The organism is Paraburkholderia dipogonis (genome assembly GCF_046027395.1).
GTDB classification, from domain to species: Bacteria; Pseudomonadota; Gammaproteobacteria; order Burkholderiales; family Burkholderiaceae; genus Paraburkholderia; species Paraburkholderia dipogonis_A.
The window spans coordinates 133,818-159,136 of sequence record NZ_JAQQEG010000011.1; the positions used below are offsets into that span (position 1 = coordinate 133,818).

General features: G+C 57.8%; 23 protein-coding genes. 15 read left to right on the plus strand and 8 right to left on the minus strand.

Going from position 1 to position 25,319, the window contains the following annotated elements; genetic code table 11:
• Positions 1 to 617 precede the first annotated feature (617 nt).
• The 7 genes from PQR32_RS13385 (at position 618) to PQR32_RS13415 (ending at position 7,456) form a co-directional block, all read left to right on the plus strand.
• Complete coding sequence (locus PQR32_RS13385) at positions 618 to 1,982, plus strand: MmgE/PrpD family protein (protein ID WP_408227031.1); 1,365 nt, start codon at positions 618 to 620, stop codon at positions 1,980 to 1,982.
• 151 nt (positions 1,983 to 2,133) lie between these two features.
• A complete protein-coding gene (locus PQR32_RS13390; protein ID WP_408227034.1) occupies positions 2,134 to 2,904 on the plus strand; it encodes a carboxymuconolactone decarboxylase family protein in 771 nt (256 codons plus the stop codon).
• 143 nt (positions 2,905 to 3,047) lie between these two features.
• Complete coding sequence (locus tag PQR32_RS13395; RefSeq protein ID WP_408227037.1) at positions 3,048 to 3,500, plus strand: MaoC family dehydratase; 453 nt, start codon at positions 3,048 to 3,050, stop codon at positions 3,498 to 3,500.
• Positions 3,497 to 4,357: an HpcH/HpaI aldolase/citrate lyase family protein gene (locus PQR32_RS13400; protein WP_408227040.1), complete on the plus strand. Its 861-nt coding sequence runs from the start codon at positions 3,497 to 3,499 to the stop codon at positions 4,355 to 4,357. Before PQR32_RS13395 ends, PQR32_RS13400 begins: the two co-directional genes overlap by 4 nt.
• A gap of 146 nt (positions 4,358 to 4,503) precedes the next feature.
• Entirely contained in the window at positions 4,504 to 5,670 is a 1,167-nt protein-coding gene (locus tag PQR32_RS13405; RefSeq protein ID WP_408227043.1) for an acyl-CoA dehydrogenase family protein, read from the plus strand.
• A gap of 71 nt (positions 5,671 to 5,741) precedes the next feature.
• Positions 5,742 to 6,491, plus strand: coding sequence for an electron transfer flavoprotein subunit beta/FixA family protein (locus tag PQR32_RS13410; protein WP_408227046.1), 750 nt, complete (start codon positions 5,742 to 5,744; stop codon positions 6,489 to 6,491).
• A 14-nt stretch (positions 6,492 to 6,505) separates the two neighbouring features.
• Entirely contained in the window at positions 6,506 to 7,456 is a 951-nt protein-coding gene (locus PQR32_RS13415; RefSeq protein WP_408227049.1) for an electron transfer flavoprotein subunit alpha/FixB family protein, read from the plus strand.
• 163 nt (positions 7,457 to 7,619) lie between these two features.
• Here the strand turns inward: PQR32_RS13415 and PQR32_RS13420 are convergent, their stop codons facing one another.
• A complete protein-coding gene (locus tag PQR32_RS13420) occupies positions 7,620 to 8,660 on the minus strand; it encodes an amidohydrolase family protein (protein WP_408227052.1) in 1,041 nt (346 codons plus the stop codon).
• A gap of 310 nt (positions 8,661 to 8,970) precedes the next feature.
• Between PQR32_RS13420 and PQR32_RS13425 the strand changes: the two genes are divergently transcribed.
• The 3 genes from PQR32_RS13425 to PQR32_RS13435 all read left to right on the plus strand — a co-directional run bounded on the left by PQR32_RS13425 (position 8,971) and on the right by PQR32_RS13435 (position 11,600).
• Positions 8,971 to 9,723, plus strand: a complete 753-nt coding sequence (locus PQR32_RS13425; protein ID WP_408227055.1) for an SDR family NAD(P)-dependent oxidoreductase — start codon at positions 8,971 to 8,973, stop codon at positions 9,721 to 9,723.
• Positions 9,724 to 9,848: 125 nt separating this feature from the next.
• Positions 9,849 to 11,192: an MFS transporter gene (locus tag PQR32_RS13430; protein ID WP_408227057.1), complete on the plus strand. Its 1,344-nt coding sequence runs from the start codon at positions 9,849 to 9,851 to the stop codon at positions 11,190 to 11,192.
• 72 nt (positions 11,193 to 11,264) lie between these two features.
• Positions 11,265 to 11,600 (plus strand): DUF4148 domain-containing protein, encoded by a 336-nt coding sequence (locus PQR32_RS13435; RefSeq protein ID WP_408227060.1) that lies wholly within the window; start codon positions 11,265 to 11,267, stop codon positions 11,598 to 11,600.
• A gap of 542 nt (positions 11,601 to 12,142) precedes the next feature.
• On the opposite strand, the gene PQR32_RS13440 is transcribed toward PQR32_RS13435, so the two are convergent.
• From PQR32_RS13440 to PQR32_RS13460, 5 genes are all read right to left on the minus strand, one after another.
• A complete protein-coding gene (locus PQR32_RS13440) occupies positions 12,143 to 13,207 on the minus strand; it encodes an amidohydrolase family protein (RefSeq protein WP_408227063.1) in 1,065 nt (354 codons plus the stop codon).
• Positions 13,204 to 13,785 (minus strand): carboxymuconolactone decarboxylase family protein, encoded by a 582-nt coding sequence (locus tag PQR32_RS13445; RefSeq protein WP_408227066.1) that lies wholly within the window; start codon positions 13,783 to 13,785, stop codon positions 13,204 to 13,206. The genes PQR32_RS13440 and PQR32_RS13445 overlap by 4 nt, the downstream gene beginning before the upstream one ends.
• Positions 13,786 to 13,811: 26 nt before the next feature.
• Positions 13,812 to 14,684, minus strand: a complete 873-nt coding sequence (locus PQR32_RS13450) for a beta-keto acid cleavage family enzyme (RefSeq protein ID WP_408227069.1) — start codon at positions 14,682 to 14,684, stop codon at positions 13,812 to 13,814.
• 96 nt (positions 14,685 to 14,780) lie between these two features.
• The gene (locus tag PQR32_RS13455) at positions 14,781 to 15,608 is read right to left on the minus strand and encodes an SDR family NAD(P)-dependent oxidoreductase (RefSeq protein ID WP_408227072.1); all 828 of its coding nucleotides are present in this window, start codon (positions 15,606 to 15,608) and stop codon (positions 14,781 to 14,783) included.
• Positions 15,609 to 15,629: 21 nt separating this feature from the next.
• On the minus strand, positions 15,630 to 17,402 hold the full coding sequence (locus PQR32_RS13460; protein WP_408227075.1) for an NAD(P)-binding domain-containing protein: 1,773 nt from the start codon (positions 17,400 to 17,402) through the stop codon (positions 15,630 to 15,632).
• 825 nt (positions 17,403 to 18,227) lie between these two features.
• Between PQR32_RS13460 and PQR32_RS13465 the strand changes: the two genes are divergently transcribed.
• From PQR32_RS13465 to PQR32_RS13485, 5 genes are all read left to right on the plus strand, one after another.
• Positions 18,228 to 19,394 carry a porin gene (locus tag PQR32_RS13465; RefSeq protein WP_408227078.1) on the plus strand — a complete coding sequence of 389 codons (1,167 nt, stop codon included), beginning with the start codon at positions 18,228 to 18,230 and terminating at the stop codon, positions 19,392 to 19,394.
• Positions 19,395 to 19,649: 255 nt separating this feature from the next.
• Positions 19,650 to 20,792: a Re/Si-specific NAD(P)(+) transhydrogenase subunit alpha gene (locus PQR32_RS13470; protein ID WP_408227081.1), complete on the plus strand. Its 1,143-nt coding sequence runs from the start codon at positions 19,650 to 19,652 to the stop codon at positions 20,790 to 20,792.
• A gap of 11 nt (positions 20,793 to 20,803) precedes the next feature.
• A complete protein-coding gene (locus PQR32_RS13475; protein ID WP_012431753.1) occupies positions 20,804 to 21,130 on the plus strand; it encodes an NAD(P) transhydrogenase subunit alpha part 2 in 327 nt (108 codons plus the stop codon).
• Positions 21,130 to 22,584: an NAD(P)(+) transhydrogenase (Re/Si-specific) subunit beta gene (locus PQR32_RS13480; protein WP_408227084.1), complete on the plus strand. Its 1,455-nt coding sequence runs from the start codon at positions 21,130 to 21,132 to the stop codon at positions 22,582 to 22,584. The genes PQR32_RS13475 and PQR32_RS13480 overlap by 1 nt, the downstream gene beginning before the upstream one ends.
• 191 nt (positions 22,585 to 22,775) lie before the next feature.
• The gene (locus PQR32_RS13485; RefSeq protein ID WP_408227087.1) at positions 22,776 to 23,561 is read left to right on the plus strand and encodes an SDR family oxidoreductase; all 786 of its coding nucleotides are present in this window, start codon (positions 22,776 to 22,778) and stop codon (positions 23,559 to 23,561) included.
• A gap of 157 nt (positions 23,562 to 23,718) precedes the next feature.
• Here the strand turns inward: PQR32_RS13485 and PQR32_RS13490 are convergent, their stop codons facing one another.
• Both PQR32_RS13490 and PQR32_RS13495 read right to left on the minus strand, forming a co-directional pair.
• Positions 23,719 to 24,471 (minus strand): SDR family NAD(P)-dependent oxidoreductase, encoded by a 753-nt coding sequence (locus PQR32_RS13490; RefSeq protein ID WP_408227090.1) that lies wholly within the window; start codon positions 24,469 to 24,471, stop codon positions 23,719 to 23,721.
• Between the two features lie 58 nt (positions 24,472 to 24,529).
• On the minus strand, positions 24,530 to 25,303 hold the full coding sequence (locus PQR32_RS13495) for an SDR family NAD(P)-dependent oxidoreductase (protein WP_408227093.1): 774 nt from the start codon (positions 25,301 to 25,303) through the stop codon (positions 24,530 to 24,532).
• Positions 25,304 to 25,319: the final 16 nt, after the last annotated feature.

Sequence of the window (25,319 nt, forward strand, 5' to 3'; positions counted from 1 at the left end):
ACGCCACGTGGCGTGTGAGTGAGGCATGAGAATGTGCACGAACTGGAAGGAGCAGGCGATGGCTACCGCAGGAAAGTCTTTGCGCTCGATGGTAGAAAATTGGCTCGTCACGGACCCTTCAATCAAGGTGAGAGTCACTGAATTCGGACGGATGCGGGTCAAGCGTGAGTGTTACGTCCGCGTCGAGGCGATGAGGTCGGCCGGGCCCGTGGCATTGATCTTCTTCCGACATAAGGACGGCACTTGGTGCATATACCCATCCAATGCGGATCGGCCAACTATGAAATACGCTATTTGATTCTTTGGTCGAAATGTAGGGGGGCACAGACGGAAGTTGGCAACGCCTATTCGCTGTTTTGATTCGTTCGATGACTCGCGTCCATCTGCTGCAACTACGAGATAGCACGCAAGGTGCTTGCCGATACCGGCAAAGGCGAATGGTTATCCAATCGATATACTCGGAAACAATGCATCGTCCCGAAAAGCGGGCGAAACGCCTGTGGAGCGCGTTGCGATCCGGCCCGCTGGTGAGCACAGCGACCTCTTCTGGCAAGTTCAAGTCGGCCGCCACAACGGCGACAGCGAATGTCTGTATTCGAAACTAAATTGGAGACAGCATGACCATTGCAGCCGAACTCGCGCTGTTTGCCGCCCGCACTCAGTTTCAGGACATACCCACAAAAGCAACCGACTACGCCGCCATGCTGATCGCTAGCACCGTAGCGAGCGCGGCCATGGGAGCGAACCTTGAGTCAGCGCAAATTGTGCGTCGCTTCGAGATGGAAAACGGCGGCATGCCTGATTCACGAGCCTGGTTTTGTGGTCCAACGCGGCTGCCTGCGGCAAGAGCCGGGCGAATCAATGCGGTCATGAGCGACGCCGCAGCGTCTGACGACAGTGACCTCCGTAACGTAACCCACCCGGGTACCCCGCTGGTCGCCGCTTCGCTTGCGGTAGCGCAGAAAACTGGCGCTAGCGGTAAAGATGTGCTGACCGCCATCATCCTTGGTTATGAAATCGCTGGGCGCATCAACGGCGGTGTGGTGCCCGGACTCATTTGGGAAAAAGGCTTTCACGGCTGCATGATCGCAATCTTCGGCGCGACAGTTGCCTCGGGTTTATTGCTGAAGTTGGACTCCGAGCAGTTGACTCACGCACTCGGTCTCGCGGCGACGTCCAATGCCGGGCTCTTGGCGGCAGCCAATACGAGTACTGCTCGTGAGCACCACGCCGGACTCGCCGCGATGCTGGGCGTGGAGGCCGCGCAGCTCGCCGGTCTCGGCTATAAATCAGAGGGGAGCATCTTCGAGCATCCAAGCGGATTTTTCCATACCTATGGTGTGGACGCTCACGAATCAGGCCGTGTCTCGCAGGTCACGCACGGGTTGGGTGAGAGCTGGAAGATTCTTGAAGAAATGGCCATCAAGCTGGTTCCGGGCGCGCACCCATATCACGCTATGGCAGAAGCCGCCGCAGAGGCTTCGCTTATGGCTAACGTCCCGGCTAGCGAAGTTGTGGCCGTTGTCTGTTCTTTGCCTAAGATGCGCAAATTCAGCGGCCCGCGCTATCCCACAGATTTGATCGGCGCGGCGCACAGTCCTGTCTATTTCGCCGCAGCCAGTGTGGCGGATCGCGACTTCACCTGGCAGCATCTCTCGCCAGGAAAGATCATGGATCCCAACATCCGACGGCTTCTCGATCTCGTAGAGGCGGGTGATCCGCCGACGGACAATTTGGAGCGTTATAAGCAGGGCGCCACAGTCACCGTGAGAACGCGTGAGGGCCGCAGCTTCTCGAAGACCGTTTACGCTCCTCGAGGCTCTGCGTCGAGAGGAATTGAATGGCCGGATGTCGAAGCAAAATTCAAAGCCTTGTGTCCACTGGCGGGTATGGGGCCGGACAAGATCAGAACCTGCATTCGCTTGCTTCAGAATTTTCCCGAAGTAACAGATATTGGGGAACTGATCGAACTGATTGGCTGAGCGCAGGCTCCGTACGCAAGCCGACCAAGGCTACGCATGGTTTTATCTTTGCAACTGCTGGCAAGGAGCTTGCTCCCAGGGGCTGGTTGACGCAGGATGCGCCTACTCCTAACCTTGACTGCACAGCGACCATTATGGAAAACCACGAGACATGGATTCAGGAACGAAGAAGGAAGACCTCGCCCGACTGGACTCAGCCTTCAATGACTCGTCGGTGCCGCATCGATTGCGTGAGCTCACTGCGACTTCGTTTTCTGCAGCGACGAACTTCTGGGAGGCCGCCTTCAAGGGCGTATTGCTGACGCCACGGATGAAGGAACTCATCCTCCTTGCTCTGCACGCCTCGGCGACGTCGATCAACGCGGACGCAATCCGACGCCACGTAGAGCGCTCCAGAGTAGCGGGTGCATCCGAAGAAGATGTACTGGACGTTTTGCTTTCGATCGTTGGGCTCGCGAATCACGCCCTGTATTCCGCAGTGCCGATCCTCATGAAAGAGTTGGATGAAGCGGGACGTGAAGAAGAAGCGAAGATGCCCGCGCCGCGGGCCGACGTCGAAGCGGTTAAGGAAGACTTTATCAAGACGCGAGGTTTCTGGAACGAAAACCGAGACGCGCTGGCGCGACTCATGCCCGACTATTTCCGGGCGCTTTCCGAGCTGTCGGCTGAGCCCTGGAAAAACGGCGCACTAACGCCAAAGGAGCGCGAGTTTGTCTATATCGCTATCGACTGTTCGGTAACTCACATGTATGGACCTGGCCTCGCGCTACACATTCGAAATGCGCTCAAACAGGACGCGACTCGTGACGAAATCTTGGAGGTATTCCAGCTTGCCTCACTAATGGGACTCGAGGGGTACGTTCTGGGCGCGGAGGCTTTGCTGAACAAGGACCGTTCTCGCCGCACCCGATCCGGCGGATGAAGGCTGGTTCGCGAATGCGCGAGAGCGCCTTTGTGGCGACAACCCGAGCGAAGGGCTTGAGAAGAGCGGCCCCAGGGTGTCGTGGCTTCGCTTGACTGGAAAGAAGAGGCACCGGCATACCACTTAGTTATGGAGACGCGACGATGGCTGGCTTGTATTTTGAGGATTTTGAGATTGGGAGGATCTTTGATCACCCGTGGTCTCGAACTGTCACGGAGACGGACAACGTTCTTTTCAGTTGCTTGACGCTGAACGTTCAACCACTTCACATTGATGCTGAGTTTGCGAGCAAGACGGAGTTCGGGAAGCCGTTAGTGAACAGCCTGTTTACACTAGGGTTGCTGATTGGAATGACCGTCAATGACACAACGATTGGCACGACAATTGGGAACTTGGGGATGAGCGAGGTAACTTTCCCGAATCCGGTTTTCCACGGAGACACCATTCGAGCTCGCACAACAGTGCTCACCTTGCGCGAAAGCCGGTCTCGTCCGAATGCGGGGCTCGTTGAGTTCGAACATATCGCAACCAAGCAGACTGGCGAGAAGGTCTGCCGATGCGTGCGCACTGCGATGATGCGTCGGAGCCCGGCATGATTCGCTCGTATATGTTTGTGCCGGCGGATAGCCCTCGGAAACTTGAAAAGTCGATCGAGAGCGAAGCGGACGCGTTGATCCTTGACTTAGAGGATTCCGTCGCGGCGAGCCAGAAATCTGAAGCAAGAACATGTCTGGACGCATTTCTTGCTCAGCGTCGAAGGGAAATTCGCAAGCATCTGTACGTTCGAGTAAACGATCTCGAAAGCGGCGCTACGCTGGACGATCTCGCCATTGTCATGCAGCACCGGCCAGATGGGATCGTCTTGCCGAAATCGACCAGTGCTGAAGATGTTCGACAGCTTGGACATTATCTCGACGCGTTCGAGGCGGTGTACCCTCGTAATGGATCGCTGGCAAAGATTCTACCAATCGTGACTGAAACGTCGTCGTCACTCTTTCGTCTCCATTCATATAAGGATGTCTCGCCGAGACTTGTGGCTCTGATGTGGGGCGCCGAAGATCTTGCTGCGGATATCGGCGCCGTCCGGCGAAAGGCGAACGGTCGGTGGATGGGGGCATTCGCTCACGCGCGAGCACTGTGCTTAATTGCTGCAGCCAACGCGGGGGTGCAGGCCGTCGACGCGATCTCAGCCGAAATCACGGATATGCAGAGCGTGGAGGAGGAAGCGCGGGAGGCGAGGGAAGATGGCTTCTCGGCGAAGGCAGCAATACATCCCGGGCAACTTCGTCCGATCAACCAAGTGTTTACGCCATCCGAAGAGGAACTCGCTTGGGCGCGCCGCATCGTCGCTGCGTTTGACGCAGGCGACGGCGTCGCGACGCTGGACGGAAAAATGGTTGATCGGCCTCATCTTCGGCTAGCGGAAAGGTTGCTGTCGTCTGAACGTTCATAAGGGGCTCTGCGCGGACTGTAGCGGCTTACTGGATTCCGAAGAACCCGAACAATTAGAGCGGCGAGGAATGACCTAATCCGGTGCTGGATCTACTTCTACCTAATTGCTCTAACTGGTATCAAACAGAACTTTAGGAGTGCAATATTATGAACTTTGATCTCAATGAGGACCAACTGTCGATACAGGCGTCCATCGAAAAAGTATGTGAGAAGTTTGACGACGAGTACTGGCTGGAGCGTGATCGTAGTGGCAGCTTTCCTCATGATTTTCATCAAACTCTGGCTGAGAACGGCTGGCTTGGCATCGCTATGTCGCCTGATTACGGAGGGGCGGGGCTGGGGATGACCGAAGCCGCACTGATGATGCGAACGATCAGCGCTTCAGGAGCGGGACTGTCGGGCGCCTCGGCGGTTCACATGAATATATTTGGTCTGAACCCTGTTCAGGTATTTGGAACAGAAGATCAAAAGAAAAGATTCCTCCCGCCACTCATCAGAGGTGAGCATAAGGCGTGCTTTGCGGTTACGGAGCCGGACGCAGGACTTGATACTACCCATTTGAAGACGCAAGCTGTGCGCGACGGCGACCACTATGTTATTACCGGTAGGAAAATCTGGATTTCGACGGCTCAGGTAGCGAACAAGATGCTGATCATCGCGCGCACCACTGCGTTGGAAAAAGCGGCTAAGCCGACTGACGGCCTGAGTCTGTTTTACACTGATCTCGACCGTAGCCGTGTGGAGGTGCGGGAGATCGAAAAGATGGGTCGTAAGGCCGTTGATTCGAATATGTTGTTCATCGACGGGTTGCGCGTTCCGGCCGCGGACATGATCGGCGAGGAAGGGCAAGGATTCAAATATCTGCTCCACGGGCTCAACCCGGAGCGCATTCTCATCGCGGCCGAAGCAATTGGTCTTGGACAAGCCGCGCTGCGGCGCGCAACGCAGTATGCAAAGGAACGGGTCGTATTCGGTCGCCCGATTGGGCAAAATCAGGCGATTCAGCATCCGTTGGCGCAGGCGTGGATGCAACTCGAGGCCGCAAACCTGATGGTTATGAAAGCGGCAACGCTTTACGATTCTGGCAAGTCGTGCGGCGCCGAGGCCAACAGCGGCAAATATCTTGCGGCGGAAGCTGCGTTTCAATCGTGCCAGACAGCGATCGCAACTTTGGGCGGTATGGGGTATGCGAAGGAATATCACGTCGAGCGTTACTTGAGGGAATCCTTTATTCCGCGTTTGGCTCCCGTTAGCCCGCAGATGATCATGTGCTTCATCGCGGAGAAGGTGCTCGGCTTGCCGAAATCATATTGATGCGGGGAGCTGTGGGCTGAGGCCCTGCGCCAAATGGTGCGGACAAGTCAAATCAGTGAATCGGAGGACGAGTGCGAGTTATTGTCGCGGTGAAGAGAGTAGTCGACTACAACGTCAAGGTACGTTTGAGGTCGGACGGGGGTGGTGTCGATGTTGCGAACGTCAAGATGTCGATGAACCCTTTCGACGAAATCGCAGTTGAAGAGGCTGTGCGCTTGAAGGAGTCCGGTGTATCTACGGAAGTGGTCGTAGTTTCGGCAGGCGTCGCTCAATGCCAGGAAACATTGCGCACCGCGCTGGCGATGGGAGCGGACCGTGCAATCCTGATTGAGTCGAACGAAGAACTGCAACCGTTGGCGGTTGCCAAGTTGCTCAAGGCGGTGGTCGACAAGGAGCAGCCGAAGCTGGTCATCTTCGGCAAACAGGCGATCGATGACGACTCGAACCAAACCGGTCAGATGATGGCCGCGTTGGCTGGTCTGCCGCAGGCGACGTTTGCTTCGAAGGTCGACATCGTAAACGGTCGGGTCATCGTTTCGCGCGAGGTGGACGGTGGTGCGGAGACCCTTTCGCTGGCGCTGCCGGCAGTAGTCACGACAGATCTGCGGCTAAACGAGCCGCGCTACGTCACGTTGCCCAACCTGATGAAGGCAAAGAAGAAGCCTTTGGAATTGATAAAACCTGAGGATCTGTGCGTCGATGTGACGCCACGTCTGAAGACGCTGAAATTCGCCGAACCGCCGAAGCGTTCGGTCGGTGTGATCGTTCCGGACATAAAGACGCTTGTCGAGAAGCTGAGAAGCGAAGCGAAAGTGTTGTGAAGGGAGTAAGCAGAATGACGATTCTTGTGGTAGCCGAGCATGACAATGCGGCCGTCAGGGGCGCTACATTGAGCGCGGTGACTGCTGCGGCGGTCATTTCACTTTTCACCGGCGGCGAGATTCACCTGCTGATTGCTGGATACGAAGCGCAGGAGGCAGCTGAGGCAGCAACAAAGATAGCCGGCGTTTCCAGGGTCCTGCTGGCTGACGCGCCCTATCTGGCCGAGGGGCTTGCCGAAAATGTTGAAGCGACTGTTCTAAGCGTTGCAGACAACTATTCGCACATCGTGTTACCAGCAACGGCATACGGAAAGAACGTTGCTCCGCGCATCGCAGCGAAGCTTGACGTTGCGCAGATTAGCGACATCACGGCAGTTGAAAGCTCGGACACATTCATACGTCCCGTGTTCGCTGGCAATGTGATTGCAACGGTGCAATCGGCCGATCCGACCAAGGTGATAACGGTCCGGGCGACGGGATTCGACGCTGCGGCCATTAACGGCGGCAGTGCGTTGATCGAGAAGATCGCAGCAGCTCCGGATTCGGGCGTCTCACAGTTCATGAGCCGTCAGGTCACGAAGCTCGATCGACCGGAGCTCACCGGTGCGGACGTTGTCGTATCGGGTGGGCGTGGATTGGGTAGTGGAGAGAACTACACTAAGGTGCTCGAACCCCTAGCCGATAAACTGGGTGGCGCGCTGGGCGCATCACGTGCCGCAGTGGATGCCGGCTTCGTACCCAACGACTACCAAGTGGGACAAACGGGCAAGATCGTCGCACCAAAGCTGTATATTGCGGTCGGCATCTCGGGGGCTATTCAACATCTGGCTGGGATGAAAGACTCGAAGGTGATCGTTGCCGTTAACAAGGATGCAGAGGCGCCAATCTTCAGTGTGGCCGACTATGGTGTGGTTGGCGATCTATTCGCTGCAGTTCCTGAAATGGTTGATCTATTGAGCCAGTGAGGGCGTTTTTTCTGCGGCCTGCACGCGGCGTTTCGAGTACAGGCCGTGAAAAAGCGTACTATCGGTCGACGAACCACAGGCTTTGCCTGCTACATGGGATTTCGCCCAATGACAGACGCAAGATCTACGAGCATTGCTGCTCCCAGGGCGAATGTAGTCACGACTAAACGGTTAAGCGGTAAGTCTCTGCCGCAGTCTTGCTGAATAAATACTCGCGTTCGTCCGCCGAGTAGGATCGTGTCATCTTCTTGTACGCATTCCAAAGCACGTGGTAATTGCACATGCCGCGATCTACCGGGAAATTGCTTTCAAACATGCATCGCTGGGGACCAAAGCTTTCGATGCAGACATCAATATACGGTTTCCATTTCTCAACGAGAAGATCCGACGAAGGCGGTTCCGGGAGCTGATTGAAATTAAACCCGCCGTAGCGCATTGCGAGACCACCGAGTTTGATGACGGTATTGGGTTGCTCTGCCAATGCCTCAATCCTGCTTCGCCATTCCTTGAATACTGCCTCCTTCTGATCGACGTAAGGCCCAATTCCGACCGGCCCTCCGACGTGATTGATGATGACCTTCAGATTTGGGAACGAGCGACTGACGTCAAGAGCCTCGTCGAGTTGAGTAAAGAACACCCACAAATCAAGTGTGAGCTCAAGACGGTCTATGCACTTGATAGCGACTCGAGCTTGGTCCTGCATCAAGATATGCGGCGGGATGTTCAGCGCCCGGACCTGTGAGCTTTCGTGCCACGCCGCAGTTGGCCTGATTCCCCGAAAACGTCCACCACCTGCCTGAAGATGCGCTTCCAGAACCGCCTGGACGCGATCACCTAACATGAGGTCGGTGGTTCCAATGATTCCGGAGCAAACCCTGGCTGTACCGTATTCGCCGCTTGCGCTCTGGGCCGCGACACCATTGACGAATTCGGTTTCGCCGACTGGCTTCATTTCTTCAGGTCCTTCGGCTCGATACATGGAATGGCATTGGACATGAACCGTGGACACGACATTGTGTCCGGACTGAAAGTCGGCCAACGCCTCGTCGAACAGGTAACGGTTGCCCGGCATGTCCCACACATGATGGTGGGGATCGACAATCTTCAGATCGGCGTCGACGATGTCTTCCCGTCTTTTCGCAAGCCATTCGAGATTAACGCCGAGGTGTGCTTTGATTGCGGCCCGGATGGAATCGTCGGACATGCAAGTCTCCTTAGTTTTGATACCCCAATGTGATTAACCGTTAGCGTTCCGGGTGATCCAATTGGAATATATGAAGCTGATGGCGAACAGCGCTTTTGAAGGATAAAGCGCGCGTTGACCTGTCAAGAATGCACCAATTCCGCTTCCATATTAACAGTTCGAATGCACCAAATAATGCAAGATCCTTGCCGTCTGGCGCAAAGACTGGACTCCCCACTGAGCCTATACTTGAGCGCACAGAGGCGGCTTCTCGTTCGTTTGTTTTGCATTGCCGCCATCAAATATTTCGTATTCAGGAGAGGGTAGGTCTATGTCGAAGACAGCAGTTGTAACCGGAGGAGCGTCGGGCATCGGCCGGTGCACCGTCGAGAAGCTTATGACGGACGGCTGGACCGTATGGGTGCTCGACCTTTCGGAAGGCAAAGCAGAGGAATCGGCGGACGCTTCACGATATCGCTTCCAACGATGTGACGTCGGAAACGCTGAGAGCGTTAAGGCCGCCTTCGATGAGATCAAGCGACATTCGGAGAAACTCGACGCGATGATCTGTTCTGCGGGGGTGATCCGAACGGGGTCTCTGGAGCAACATACGCTGGAGCAAGTTGACGCCATGATTGGGGTAAACCTCAAAGGTCCGTGGCTCTGCGTCCGCGAAGCGCTTCCTTTGCTACGAAAGGACTCGAGTGTGACCGATCCATCGCGCGTGGTCATCGTTGGGTCAATTGGAGGTATCCGGCCGAAAGTGGGCACGGGGTTCTATGGGGCGACAAAGGCTGCTGTCCATGTTCTTACGGGTGTGCTTGCCGCGGAACTCGCTCCTACGGGAGTGCTTGTCAATGCGGTCGCACCCGGCACCGTGGCGACGCCAATGATCGAGTCGGTGCAAACCTCGCAAGATGGTTCGGGATATAAGCTTTCTGGCGACTCGCCGCTTGGTCGGATCGCGCAGCCAGAAGACGTCGTCGACGTGATCATGTTTTTCCTGAGTGATGCTTCCAGATTCGTGAACGGTACGATTTTGCCCGTCGACGGGGGTACGCGCGCGGCCTTTATCAAGAAGTAACGGCGGCCGGACGGCCTCAACCGATGAAGAGTCTGGCGACCTGTACGCTCTGGTCGAGCCGACGTGATTGATACAGACAGGCGGAAGGCGCAATGTCTACAAGAAAGTGGACGGGAGACGGCAGTATGGCTACGAATATTTATCCTTCTAGCGCGCGGCAGCGAAGGTTTGTAGTTGCATCCACCTTGGCGGGGGCGACCGTCGAATGGTATGACTTCTTCATCTTTGGGGTCATATCCGCCCTGTTCCTGAATAAGCTGTTCTTTCCAACCTTCGATTCGACAACGGGGACTTTTCTTGGCTTCATGACCTTCTCGACTGCGTGGCTGGCGCGACCGGTCGGAGGTGTGATCGCGGGCCATCTCGGTGACAGGATCGGACGCAAGACCACACTTTTGTGGAGTTTGGTCATCATGGGAGCGGCTACCGTGATGATCGGCCTCTTGCCGACTTATGAAACTGCCGGTTCTGTAGGAGCCCTGCTGCTAGTTCTGCTGCGCATTGTGCAGGGATTATCGGCAGGCGCTGAGTATGGGGGTGCGGTGGTGACCGTTGTCGAACACGCAGAACGATCGAAACGCGGTTTCTACGGAAGCGTGTCCCAGGTCGGCGCGATGTTGGGCCTCCTTATCGGCAATGGCACTTTCTATCTGATAACGAAATTAGACCACGCTCCACTGATGGCGTGGGGGTGGCGAGTTCCCTTCCTAGCCAGTGTTGTGATGTTGATTATCGGAGTCGTTATTCGCGGACGAATGGCTGAGTCGCCCGACTTCGTCAAGGCACAGATGGAAGGAACGACAGAGCGTCAACCCTTGTTGGCATTGATTCGACACTACCCGAGGCAACTCATCTCGGTCATGCTGGCTCAAGCAGCTCCGAACACATTCTTTTGGATGTGCGCTGTATTTATGGTTTCCTACGCTGTGAAGACGCTGGGCATTAGCCAGACGGGCATGCTAGGCGTTGTCTGCGTCGGTGCGGCTGTCGAGATCTGCACGCTTCCGCTCTTTGGCATGTTGTCGGACTGCGTCGGCCGACGCAAGGTATTCATTGGCGGACTGATATTTTTGGGGATTGCCGCCTTCCCCTTCTTTCTCATCCTTCAGACGAAGGACCTGTTTTGGATTGCTGTAGCGTATGCGGCTTTGCTCGGGATTGGTCATTCGGCGACCTTCGCGTCACAGGCTTCGCTCTTCGCCGAAATGTTTCCGACTGCGGTGCGATATTCGGGTTTGTCCGCTGGGTATCAGGCGTCAGGGGCGATTTTCGCCGGTCCGCTGCCGATGATAGCGACGCTGCTGATTGCTTCGCATGGCGGCGCTCTCTGGCCTTTTGTGACTTATACGATTTTGATCGCAGTTGTCAGTTTGATTGCGATATTGGTAGGCCGGCCGCACTATACATTGCTACCTGATGTCGGGGTGGAGCATGTAAGCCAATCGCGTCAAGCCGGAATATCGATGTAGACGGCGCTTCGGATGAGATGCACGGACGCATGCATCGACCTGTTGTTAGAGACAACCCGACTGGAGACAAGAATGAGATATCCACCTGCAAGAAAATTCGCGGTGCTTCTGGCATCGGTTGCAGTGAGTATGGCATGCGTTACCCCGGCGTTTGCACAAAGCGGCGGTAGTGGGACGAGCGGTAACAACGCGGATGCAGCCAATCCGGTAGCGGCTTCGAAGTCGGCGGGTACGACGAAGGCTCAACGCAAGGCCGCGCGTAAAGAGGCGCGCGCGAAGAAAAATGCCGAATTGAAGCAACTGGAAAGCAACGGGTATAACCCGGGAGCACGCAACGACACAAACTATCCGCAAAACCTTCAGAACGCTCAGAAGAAGGCGGGGAGTGGCGCTGCGGCGAGCCAGTAGTGGCTCGACCTAACTGCTGGTGCCAGTGCTGTCGGGGCTTCTGTCCTGATAATCTGGCAGCCACAACGCTTAAACAAAGCGAGGCGCTCAGGCGCCTTGTTTCGTTTAGAGCGCCCCACGTAGCATGACGGAAGAGTTGCCCCGCTGTAAGTCAATGAGACTCGCTGTATGGGGCGACTATCCGGACGGTAGAGCATCAAAAGACCGACAATGCCTGTCTGGCAGAGTTGCCTTGAACGACAAAAGTCACAGCTGCGGTAACGTCGCGCTAGGAAGAGTCGTGTTGTCTGGAACCTTCAACCATTGCCCGTGCTTTCGCAATTCGGATAGCCTCATAGAAATTTGACTCGGTGGCGAGATGCCTGTTATCCAAGCTGACCAGCCAACCCGCAGGGGCTTTGCACCAGCGCAGTCTTCCGTCTTCCATCAGGCCGGTGAACCAACGCCACACTGCTGCGTCTTCCGCGTTAGCGTTGTGCGCGGCCGTCTCTCTAACCGTCTCGAAATGGCGATTCACGACTGTCGACTCCTGAGGATTGTCGTCACGCGCGCGCGGCCAGACTTGGCAGACGATAGAAGCGCGAGGCAGTGCGCCAGAAAAGGTTGGTCTTTTCGTCGGCGCTCGCGCCAGCAACGAGGCGCTTCATGGCGTTCCAGCCAATGCAATAACTGTAGCTTCCCTTGTCTACGGGAAAGTTGCTCTCGAACATACAGCGCTCAGGTCCGAACGCCTCGATGCACGTTTCGATCCACGGCCGCCAGGCGTCTGCCAATTGAACGGACGAGGGCGCGTGTTCCAACGCCTCGAACCCAAACCCCGATAGCCGCATGCCGAGTCCGCCCAGTTTCATTACAACGTTCGGACAGGCGGCGAGCTCGCTCAGGGATGCTGACCACTGGGCGAATACTTCCGCGCGGCGCCCGGCATAACGTCCAATTCCGAGAATCCCGCCGCAATGATTGACCGCAATCGGTGTCTGTGGGTAAGCGCGCGCGAGCGCAGTCAGTCGTGGAATCTGATGAAAAAACAGCCACGCATCGAAGCTGAGGCCAGAGGGCGCTAGTCGAGCGAACCCTGCGCGAAACTCCGGCGCATCAAACATATCCTCGCTCGTTGGGTACGCTGGGTTCAAGAAGGCAGAATCGGGGTCCCACGCGGCGATCTGCCGGATTCCGCGGAAGCGGCCACCTGACGATACCGGGCCGCCGGCGGCAGCGATGTGGGCCTCCAGCACGGGTTGTACTGAACCGCCGATCCGTAGATCCGCAAACCCAACGATGGCATCGCATACTCGCACGTCGCCATAAGTGCCACTGGCGCACATGGCTGCGATCCCATTAGCAAACTCCGTTTCGCCGATCGACTTCATGGCTTCCGGGCCGCTGGCCCGGTGCATCGCCCTTGCTTGCACGAATACTGTCGCGAGCACGTTGTGGCCACTGTGCAGGTCGGTCAGAATGTCGTCCAGCAGATACCTGGATCCCGGCCTATCGTATAGATGATGGTGGGCGTCGACGATCGGTTGCCCTGGATCCAGCGGGTCTTCACGCTGAGTGGTCAGCCAATCGAGCCGCACTGCGTTATGCGACCGCGTGTCGCTGCTCATTCCTTTGCCGCGCGCTGCTGAAAGTCCGGATCTTGTAATTCCGGCGCAATGCTGCCCGGCAGGCCAAGCTCGAACGTGTTGAGGGTCAGCGACACAAAGCAGTAGTAACCAAGAACGCCGACAAGCTCTACCATCCCCTGTTCGCCAAGCAACTCAACCCCAAACGCATACAGAGCGTCTGGCACACGGCCACTTGAGAGCAGGGTCGATGAAACCTCGTAGACCGCCCGTTGCCTCACATCGTCGAATCGCGGTGTGGAACGTGCGGCAATTGCCGCGATGACGTCTGGATCAAGTCCGACCTTCAACCCCATCGCCTTGTGCGCTGTCCACTCATGATGCGAGGTCCAATGACGACCGCAAACAAGGATCGCGAGCTCCGTGAGGTCCGGCTCCAGCGTGGTTTCGAAGCGCAGTAGCTCTCCGAGTTTCTGCCCGCGACGTGCCAACTCCGGATTGCGCAGCCACGCAATCATTGGCGCCGGTACCTTCCCTCGGCGCCCTGCGACCGTTTCAGCACAAACTGCTGCTTGCGCCGGCGTCATGGCCGCTTCTGGCGGCATCTCCAAGCGAGACATATTGTGTGCTCCTCTGCTTTTACCACTCAGCCAATGTGCAGGATTTCGCGTGCCTGTGCGGGTGTCGCCACCTCTGCGTCGAGTTCGCCGATGATGCGCGCGGCTCGTTCAACCATCGGCGCATTGCCAGGTGAGAGCTGGCCGCGGCTCAAATAGAGATTGTCCTCCAGCCCCACGCGCACGTGGCCGCCCAGGAGGACCGCCTGCGCCGCCATGGGGAATTGATGACGTGAAATTCCGAAGGCGCTCCATTGTCCGCCTTCGGGAACCATATTCCTGAGTGCTTGCATCGACTCGGTGCTTGCTGGGGCACCCCAAGGGATGCCCAGACAAAGCTGCAGCCACGGAGGATCAGCAAACAAACCTCGCTCGCACAGATGACGCGCGAACGCTGCGTGTCCGAGATCGAATACCTCAAGTTCTGGTTTCACGCCAGCCTCGCGAATTGCCGCTGCCATCCGCTCTACGTGATTCGGAAGGTTGAGGAACGCGTACTTGCTGAAATTCATTGTCCCGATATCGAGGCTGCAGATATCGGGACGTAACTCAAGGACGTGTGCCATCCGATCTTCGGGGCTTGCCATCCCGTCGATCGCATTGCGGTTCGGATCGGTGTCGTCAGGGATGTAGCGGCCTCCAGCGCCGGTCGTCAGGTTGATGAGCACGTCGCTGCCCGAGTTGCGGATTCGGCGCACAACCTCTGCGTAAAGGGCTGTTTCGCGACTAGGCTTTCCCGTCTCCGGGTCGCGCACGTGGATGTGCACGATTGAGGCGCCGGCGGCGCGAGCAGCCAACGCCTCGTTGGCGATCTGCTCAGGCGTGACTGGAACATGCGGGCTCAGGGCGGTCGTGTCGCCTCCGCCCGTTAGGGCGCAAGAAATGATAACTGGGCGGCTCATGTGGGTCTCCTATTCTTTGCTTCGCCAGCAATGCGGCGCTTGCCGAAGCGCTTAAGTGCGCATCGGTCTAGTCGTTTGAACCAAAGTGACTGTGCCTCAAGCTCCGGGCCGGGCAGCGGTCATGCCACCGTCTACGACCAACTGCGTGGCAGTGATGTAGCGTGCTTCATCACTGGCGAGGAAGAGCACAGCGTTGGCCACGTCCCACGCGTCGCCCATTCGGCCAATTGGCACACTTGCATTTCGTTTGGCCACGAGCGCTGCGGCATCGGAGGAGCCTAGTTGGCTGACGAGCCGATGCTCGACGAGGGGTGTGTGCATGACCCCGGGGATGACTGTATTAACGCGGATGCCCTTCCTGACATATGCAATCGCGGTGGAACGGCTGAACGCTACAACACCGGCTTTCGAGGCCGCATATGCAGCGTTTACACGCCCTCCGACCTGGAAACTCATGTATCCAATGCTGGACACATTGACAATTGCGCCGCCTTTTCCCTCAGCCTCGAACTGTTGCTCCATGACCGGCAGCACGTGCTTGCAGCCGAGGAATGTTGTCTTGAGGTTCAGGTCCAACTGCGTGTCCCAAACTTCCTCGGTCATGGTGACCGGATCCCCTGGCGCGCTGCCACCGACATTGTTGACGAGGATGTCAATGCGACCGAACCGTGCAAGACAGTCGTCGACCGCTGCCTTCACGGCCGTGCTTACCATCATGTTGCAGGCGCGAGCGGCCCAATTGCTATGCCCCTCCTGCTCCATGATCGCGCTCGTGCTGGCGAGAGCTTCCGCACTGATGTCCACTCCGTAGACGTTGGCGCCCTGACGGGCGAGGAGCACGGCCGTTGCCTTGCCGTTGCCCCAGCCTTCGCCAGCTGAACCTGCACCGGTGACGAACGCCACCTTTCCACTCAGATCATGCATTAAACACTCCGTGTTGCGATCTCAACCGATCAAACCAGCTTCGCGCGCTGTAATTTGCAGCGCCATATAGTGCGAATAGATCCGCGCGTGGGCGAAACCGCCGCCGATGAACCACAGTCCCTTCTGGGCAGTCGGCTTGAACATGTTGGCAAGTTCGCCATCGGCATCGAGGCCCCAGATCGGCCCAACTTTGCCGGCAATTTCCTCGCCAAGGATTTCCCGTACCACTTCCTGTTGATTCTGGTACCCAGTGGCGGTGACCAGAAGATCGGCCTTCTCAACGCGACCGTCTTTCATCAACGCGCCGTCGGCCACGAAGCGCTCGAAGTCCTCGTATTGCAGAAGTCCGATCTGGCCGTTGATGATCAGATCAGAGGCGCCGCAGTTAAGGTAATAGCCGCCGAAGCGCCGGCGCAGCTTCATCTGATGGCCCGTGCCGTCCTCGCCAAAGTCCAGCTTCATTCCTCTGGCTTCAAGGCCCGCAAGCAGATCTTTGTCAATTTCTTGCATCTTTTTGACGTTCATTTTGTAGCCACGTACGAGCAACGGATAGGTGCCGGAGGCGGCGATCAGATCGCAATCCTCAAGCGGCAGTCCTTCGTTGTAGTAGAGCCCGTGGTTGATGCCGGCGGCATCGACGCTGGCCACGGTGATCGAACCCCGCTGGATGAGCTTGACGTTTGCGCCGCTTTCGCAGAGATCTTGCGCGATGTCGTGGCCGCTTGTGCCCGCACCAAGAACCAATGCGTTTTTTCCACGCCAACGGGAACCTTCGGTGTAGCCGTGCGTATGCAAGACTTCGCCCTTGAAGTCCTCAAGGCCGGGAGCTTTTGCTTTCTTGGGAGCGCCTACAACGCCGTTTGCAAAAACGACGTGCCGCGGGTGCAACACACGCGCGGACCCATCGGCGCGACGGATTTGCGCATTCCAATGGCCAGCGGCCTCGTCATATCGTCCCTCGACAAACGTCGTGCCGGTCCATACGTTGATTTCCATAGCCCACGCATAGGTTTCCATCCAGTTGCCGAGCATGTCCTTGGGGAGATATTTTGGCCAAGTCGGAGGGAAGGGCATATAAGCCATATGGTTCAACGCAACCTGGTTATGAAGCGCCAACGAGTGATACCGTTCTCGCCAAACGTCCCCAACCTTCGCCAGCTTGTCGACAACTAGAGCGTCGACCCCCATTCGCCTCAACCTTGCCGCGACGCTGAGCCCTGCCTGACCGGCCCCGATGATCAGCACTGCAGGTTCGCGGTCGTCAAACGCCTGCTCTTTGGCGCGCCGATCCGCCCAGTTTTCACCGCCGAAATTTCGCGAATAGGCGGACCCACCGGGGCGGCGCTCATTGATCGGCTCCTCACGACCCTTTAGTTCATCGAGGGAGGTCATCAGCACCCATGCCTTGTCCGGTTGCGCGGCGAGTAGTCGAACGACGCCGTGTGCCCGTCCAAGCATCGTCTCAAACTCAAATATCGCTTCGATGACGGACACGCCTGCGCGCTTGACCTCACGTGGCGGGGTACGGTTCGCAGCCACCCTGAAATTTTGGGCCTGAATTGTGGGTTGGACCGCGAGCAAGCAGTTCACAATCGCCGCTGTGCCCTCGTGCGGGCTGATACTCCACGTGAAGGCGAGCAGGTCACGCCAATGACATTCGTCGGCGAACAGCGACGCCAGATTGGTTCCGTCCCCTGCGCGCAACGCCTCCTCAAAGTCTGCCAACCAGATTCCGACATGATCTCCGTCGGCGACGCTGCCTGGACGGGTCCAGCTTGCTGTCAATTCTTCCATTGTTTATCCCTTCCGTTCCGGAAATCCTTCGACTGAATAGCTGCGAATTGATGTTGAAGATTCTAGGACTCGGGTGTGGCCGTGCCTACGTGGCGTGGCGGCAAGCACCCTTGCTGATGATGCAAAGGTGGGGGACGAATGCGCGACCCCGGCGTTCGACATACGTGATGTCGCGAGTCAGCCACCGGGTGTCACGACGGCCGGAATTCTGGTTGACGCGATTGCAGGGGTCAGTTGCTTGAAGCGTTGCGGTGAATCGCCGAAGGTGCGACGCGTGGGGGCGCCCATCCGGGTTCGCGTCAAGGTGCGTTCTGGAAGCCGCTACATTGAGCCGATGCAGCAGACCTGCGGACAAACCCGTATTCCACCGACACGAGCGCCTACAGTGCTTAAGGACACCGGAGTATCTCTGGCATTGATGGGCGACTGAACTGAACCGCGAAAGCGACCACCTTTTGTTACGCAATGCGACCACGAAGCCGTAGCAAGAAGTGAGCAAAGGTGCTTGCCAGAATTAGCAAAACTTGAGGGACAGAGACACACCTACAATGAGCCGGACGGTCAGGAATTTGCGATGCCAACGGCAAGCATTCGTTAATCGAGATGAAAGCGAGGGTATCTGGGATCCTTTTGGCCAGCGAGCAGAGAACGGCTAGTTGTTGAAGAACCGACGATACCGAGGTGAAGCGTTCATTGCCTGCCGTCTTACGGAATTGCTTCAAGTATTTGCAATAGCGATTGCGTGCCATCCATTGCGGCAGCAAGAGTCAGGCGAAATATAAAAAGTCCAATAATTAATTAGTATGACGTACCAAGGAGACAAGGATGAAACGAAAATTGCTATTCTGCGCGGCCCTTTCCGTGTTCGCTTCCGGCGTGCACGCACAGAGCTCGGTCACTCTATACGGGGTTCTCGACGAAGGAGTCATGTTCCAGAGCAACAATGCCGGCGGTAGACGGGTGTATCTGGACTCAATAAACGGAATCAACGGAAGCCGATGGGGTTTAACAGGGAAGGAAGACCTTGGCGGCGGCCTGCGTGCAATCTTCACGCTCGAATCCGGAATTAACATCAACAACGGTCAGTTCGCGCAGGGTGGGACGCCGTTTGGACGGCAGGCGTGGGTTGGGCTGGCCAGTGACAGTTACGGCAGCCTGACATTCGGTCGGCAAATGGACATGGTGGTCTACTTTCCGTCGCCGCTGTCTGTCGCAGGATTGATCTCGACATCCATATTCTCGCACCCAGGTGATATCGATAACACGGCTAATTCTATTCGGGCGAATAACTCGATACGCTACATGAGCCCAAACTATCACGGCTTCTCCTATGGCGCGGAATATATGGTCGGAGGCGTGGCTGGTAATGTGACCGGCAATAGCGGCTACTCGCTAGGGATGGGCTATACCGGGGGACCGTTCTCAATTGCTGCTGCGTTCGAGTATTTCAAGAATCCTACTTCTGCGACGGCGGGGCAGGGGTGGTTCACGTCAAACGCCAACGGAGTGTCGCTGCTCGCCTTCTCTCTCAACAAGGGATATGTGAGCGCATCGGCATATCAGGTGGGTGTCATTGCCGCCAGCTATAAGATTGGCCCTGTTACCTTGGCTGCGTCCGGTTCCAATATTCAGTACGCGAACATGACCGGAACCTTGGCGGGGCAGACTGCGCGCTTCAACAACGCTGATATCGGATTGACCTACGCGTACCGACCTGACGTGATATTGGGCATTGGATACGACTATCTTGTCGGAAAGGGCGTGCAGACGACGAAGGGCGAAACCATCGGGAACCAGCACTACAATCAGGTGGCTATCATGGGCCAATACATCCTGTCGAAGCGCACTGATGTATATCTGGCAGCGGGCTATCAAAGGGCGACCGGGACATCATCGACCGGCGCGCCTGCTGTCGCGGACTTTACGATTGGGGGTGACTCGTCGAACAACCATCAATTCGTGACTCGTCTCGCAATTCGCCACAAGTTCTGACGGAAACTGGGGGGGAGGATCGCGCTCCGGTCCTTTCCCCGCCCGCGCGAGAAACTTCGCACGCGACCACAACGTCTTCCAAGCCCTGCGATCGCTCCTTCGTTAGCAGACCGCGCGACCTTGTCCGCCGAGTTGGCCGTACTACAGTCCAAACAATTCGATGCCACCGAACCCTGACGGACATAACGTTTATGAACGGGCTGTGTGCGCACCGGTAGCGCCATCCGGACTACAGAATAGATGCAGGGAATAACTATGCACATCGGAGTGCCAGCCGAGACGCGCGCGCACGAAACCCGCGTCGCCGCGACGCCCGAAACGGTCAAGAAGTATGTGACCCAGGGCCACCGGGTCACGATCCAGAGCGGCGCCGGGACCGGCGCCAGCTTTCCAGACGATGCCTTTACGGCCGCCGGCGCGGAGATCGTCGACGCGGCGACCGCTTTTGGCGCTGAACTCGTCCTGAAGGTCCAGTCGCCCACCGATGCCGAGTTGCCGTTGCTTAAACGCGGCGCGACGCTGGTCGGCATGCTCGATCCGTTTAATACCGAAAACTCATCAAAGCTGGCGACTGCGGGCGTGACCGCGTTCGCGCTCGAAGCCGCGCCGAGAACCACGCGCGCGCAAAGCCTGGACGTGCTGTCGTCGCAGGCGAACATCGCGGGGTACAAGGCGGTTTTATTGGCCGCTACGCTCTATCCGCGCTTTATGCCGATGCTGATGACCGCAGCGGGCACCGTGAAAGCCGCGCGCGTGCTGATTCTCGGCGCGGGCGTGGCCGGTTTGCAGGCGATCGCGACCGCCAAGCGCTTGGGCGCGGTGATCGAAGCCTCCGACGTACGTCCAGCGGTGAAAGAGCAGATCGAATCGCTCGGCGCAAAGTTTCTCGACGTGCCCTACGAAACCGACGAGGAGCGCGAAGCCGCGCAGGGCGTCGGCGGCTATGCGCGGCCGATGCCGCCTTCGTGGCTCACGCGCCAGTCCGCGCTGGTCCATGAGCGGGCCAAACAGGCCGACGTGGTGATTTCCACTGCGCTGATCCCTGGCCGCGCCGCGCCGACGCTGATCTCGGTCGAAACCGTGCAGGCGATGAAACCCGGCTCCGTGCTGATCGACCTCGCCGCGGGCCGCGGTGCCGAGTACGAAGGCCAGCGCCGCGGCAACTGCCCGCTCACTGAAGCGGACAAGGTCGTCATCAAACACGGCGTGACCATCGTCGGCTATACGAATCTCGCTTCGATGGTGCCCGCCGACGCGTCCTCGCTCTACGCACGCAACCTGCTCGACTTCCTGAAGCTGATCATCACGAAGGAAGGCGCCCTGAACATCGATCTCGCGGACGATATCGTCGCGGCCACGCTGCTGGCCCGTGACGGCGAAGTCACGCGCAAGGCTTAAGGAGAGCGGCGATGGAAGTCATCAACCACACCGTCATCAACCTGATCATCTTCGTGCTGGCGATCTACGTCGGCTACCACGTGGTCTGGAACGTCACGCCCGCGCTGCACACGCCACTGATGGCCGTGACCAACGCGATTTCGGCGATCGTGATCGTCGGCGCAATGCTCGCCGCGGGCCTGACCTTGGGCACCCCCGGCAAGTTCTTCGGCACGCTCGCGGTCGCACTGGCGGCAGTGAACGTGTTCGGCGGCTTTCTCGTCACACGACGAATGCTGGAGATGTTCCGCAAGAAAGAGCCGAAGAAGCTCCCCGCAGCCGCCAAGGAGAACGCGTAATGAGTCTGAACGTCGTCACGCTGCTTTATCTGGTCGCGTCGGTCTGCTTCATTCAGGCGCTCAAGGGGCTGTCGAATCCGAAGACGGCGCGCATTGGCAACACCTTCGGCATGGTCGGGATGGCGATTGCGATCGTTACGACCATCGCGCTGATCGTCAAACAGGCTAACGGGCTCGGTTCGAATCTTGGGCTGGGGCTTGGTTTGCTGCTGGTCGCGCTGGTGATCGGCGGGGCGATCGGTGCGTTCGTCGCCGCGCGCGTCGAGATGACCAAGATGCCGGAACTGGTCGCGGCAATGCACTCGCTGATCGGTCTCGCTGCCGTGTGTATCGCGTATGCGGTGGTGTCGGAGCCGTCGGCGTTCGGGCTCGTCGATCCGGAGAACACGACGCCGGGCTTCCTGCCTTACGGTAATCGGGTCGAACTGTTCATCGGAACGTTCGTCGGCGCGATCACGTTCTCCGGTTCGGTGATCGCGTTCGGCAAGCTCTCGGGCAAGTACAAGTTCCGGCTGTTCCAGGGCGCGCCGGTGGTGTACGGCGGCCAGCATCTGATCAACCTGCTGCTCGCGCTCGCGATGCTCGGCTTCGGCGTCCTGTTCTTTCTCACGCAGTCGTGGTTGCCGTTCATCATCATGACGGTGATCGCGTTCGTGCTGGGGGTGCTGATCATCATCCCGATCGGCGGGGCGGACATGCCGGTGGTGGTGTCGATGCTCAACTCGTACTCGGGCTGGGCGGCGGCGGGTATCGGCTTCTCGCTGAACAATCCGATGCTGATCATCGCGGGCTCGCTGGTGGGTTCGTCCGGTGCGATTCTGTCGTACATCATGTGCCGGGCGATGAACCGCTCGTTCTTCAACGTGATTCTCGGCGGCTTCGGCAACGAGGCGGGGGCGGCTGCGGCAGGTGGGTCGGCGGAGCAGCGTCCGGTGAAATCCGGTTCTGCCGATGATGCTTCGTTCATGCTCGGCAATGCTGAAACCGTGGTGATCGTGCCGGGTTATGGTCTCGCCGTCGCGCGTGCGCAGCATGCGTTGAAGGAGCTGACCGACAAGCTGGTCGAGAAGGGCATCGAGGTGAAGTACGCGATTCACCCGGTGGCCGGACGGATGCCGGGGCACATGAACGTGCTGCTCGCCGAAGCCGAAGTGCCGTACGACATGGTCTATGAAATGGACGATATCAACGGCGAGTTCGGCCAGGTCGACGTGGTGCTGGTGCTCGGCGCGAACGACGTGGTGAACCCGGCGGCGAAGAACGATCCGAAGTCACCGATCGCGGGCATGCCGATCATCGAGGCGTACAAGGCGCGTACGGTCATCGTGAACAAGCGTTCGATGGCCGCAGGTTACGCCGGTCTCGACAACGACCTGTTCTACATGGACAAGACGATGATGGTGTTCGGCGACGCGAAGAAGGTGATCGAAGACATGGTGAAGGCGGTGGAGTAACCCTTGGACGCGCACGCCCGCCGTCCAGCATTGATCTAAACCATATGTGCCGACTGTCATAGAGCTCGAAGCATTATTAGAAGAGCATGACGCGGTCGCCATGGGCAGCGGGTGGGAGTTCGAACATCACTCGATCTGCACTTTTCTTAGATGCATCGCTCGGTGCCAGCAGACGTCTCGAAGGGAATGACATGGATCTGGGCCTCAAGGCAAAGAAAGTTTTGATTACCGGCGCATCACAAGGCATCGGCGAAGGACTCGCGATGTCGTTCGCCCGAGAAGGCTGTGATCTTCTCCTTGTGGCGCGCTCGGCCGACAAGCTAGATGCGATCTCAAAGCGCGCCGGCGCCGCGTTCGGCGTGAGCACAGAGGTACTGTCCGTTGATATGACGGCACCTGGCGCCGTCGCTCAGATCGCCGGATTTGGCCGAGACGCCGACGTGCTGATCAATAACGCAGGCAACATACCAGGTGGAGACCTATGGGAAGTAGACGAAGCACAATGGCGAGCTGGCTGGGAGCTAAAGGTGTTCGGCTATATCAACCTTACTCGCGCAATTTATCCTTTGATGAAAGCGCGCGGGGGCGGGGTGATCCTGAACAACATTGGCAGTGGCGGCGAGAACTTTGACTTCAACTACATTGCGGGGACGACAGGCAATGCGGCGTTGATGGCCTTCACCCGCGCGCTGGGCGGCCGCAGCCTCGCGGATAATAATGTTCGCGTGATTGGTGTCAATCCGGGACCGGTCGATACCGACCGCGTTCGGAGAGTGCTTGCGGGGCATGCGCAGCGCTTGCACGGAGATCCGTCGCGTTACATAGAGCTGCTTGCGAACTATCCGTTGAGTAGGGCAGCGTCGGTGGACGAGATCGCCGAGCTCTTCGTTTACCTCGCGTCCGATAAGTCGACATACACATCCGGCGCAATTTTTACCGTCGACGGAGGACTTACGTCGCGCCGGTCGGTCGGGTGAGCGTATCCCGCCCGCTCGCCTGGCTCAGTGCTCCGTTGGCACGGGTGTACGAATGATTGCGCGGACCGGGGACGTGGCAACTCTGTCCGAGCTTACATGCGTTGTCAGCAAGCGGACCTCGGGATTCACGGGTTCGTCTTAAGATGCGTGCGGCCGTTCAACAGATCGTGACCCCACTGTCTACCGCCAGTACTTGCCCGGTGACTACACGTGATTCATCTGAAGCGAGATAGACCGCCATGTGAGCGATATCAACCGTTTCGACCAAACCAAGCAGGTGCCGATCAGCTAAGGAGTTCGATGCGGGGTTGGCGTCGAGATAAGCCTGCACGCGTGGGGTGAGTGTAATGCCGGGCGCGATAGCATTCACTCTGATCGCGTGACGTGCATATCCTGCCGCCATCGAGCGCGTAAGTGCCACGACGCCTCCCTTGGCTGCCGTGTAGCAATCTCGTTCGGGCACGGCCATTAAAGCGACCATCGAAGCCATATTGATCACCGAGCCGCCCCCCGCCTTCATGAGTTCAGGCAGGCCATGTTTGCAGCATATAAACGTGCCGAATAGGTCCAGCTTGATTGCACGCCAGAATTCAGATTCCGGCGCTTCAGTCACGCGGCCGTCTTGGGACGTTGAGCCACCCGCGACATTGCAGATCACGTTGAGGCCGCCAAACGCGGCGACCGTGCGCGAAATAGCTTCGCGTACGCTGTCGCTGTCACCTACGTCACAACGAAGAGCTATCGCGCGGCCTGCTGCTTTGGATGACCCTATTGCCGCTTCCGCCAAGTCACGGTCGACGTCAGCGGCAGCCACCAGTGCACCTTCCGCCGAATAGCGCTCGCAAATAGCGCGACCGATGCCGCCGCCTGCGCCGGTCACGAACGCGATCTTGCCGGTAAGTCTCGTCAAAATCTTCTCCTACTGACTCGTTGAGGTACGCGATGAGTGCGCTCGCTGGCACTGCTGCTTAGGCCCATGCGTTTGCAGGGTTCTGCACGCAGAATTTTCCGCCGGCAATTTCGACACTTGTTCCAGTGATGTAGGAAGCGCAATCGGAGGCAAGAAACAGCAACACTTTGGCGACCTCGTCGGGAGTACCCAGTCGATTCAGCGCGACCTGACTTGCCAGCGAGTCTCGTTTGGTCGCAACGAAATCGGCTGTCATCGGCGTCTCGATGAGGCCGGGGATAAAGCCGACGACCCGGATGTTGAAAGGCGCCAGTTCACCAGCGAGCGAACCGGTCATATTGACCACCGCTGCTTTAGAGGCAGCGTAGGCTCCGCTGCCTAGAACAGGTATCAGCGCTCCGAACGATGCCGCGTTAATCAACACTCCACCGCCACGTTTTTTGAGTTTGTCAGCGGCGATCAATCCGCCGTAGTAGACAGACTTCAGATTGACGTCCATGGTCTTGTGCCATTCGTCCTCAGGGGTGTCGATCAGCTTCATTTTGAGGAAAGTACCGGCATTGCTGATCCAAACGTCGATACCGCCGAAGACGTTTTCGACCCGGTCGGCGAAACCAAGGATTTCCTCGCGATTCGACACGTCGACCGCCTGGCCATAGACGTCATAGCCTTTATCTGTCAACGCCGCGATCGCCTGGTCCACATTCTTTTGCGTGCTGCTGCAGATCGCGACTTTGGCGCCTTCGCACGCGAACAGTTCTGCAGTGGCGAAACCGATTCCCGTGGTCCCTCCCGTGATAACTGCGACCTTACCCCTGAGATTGACGTCCATTTCGTGTCCCTTTGAT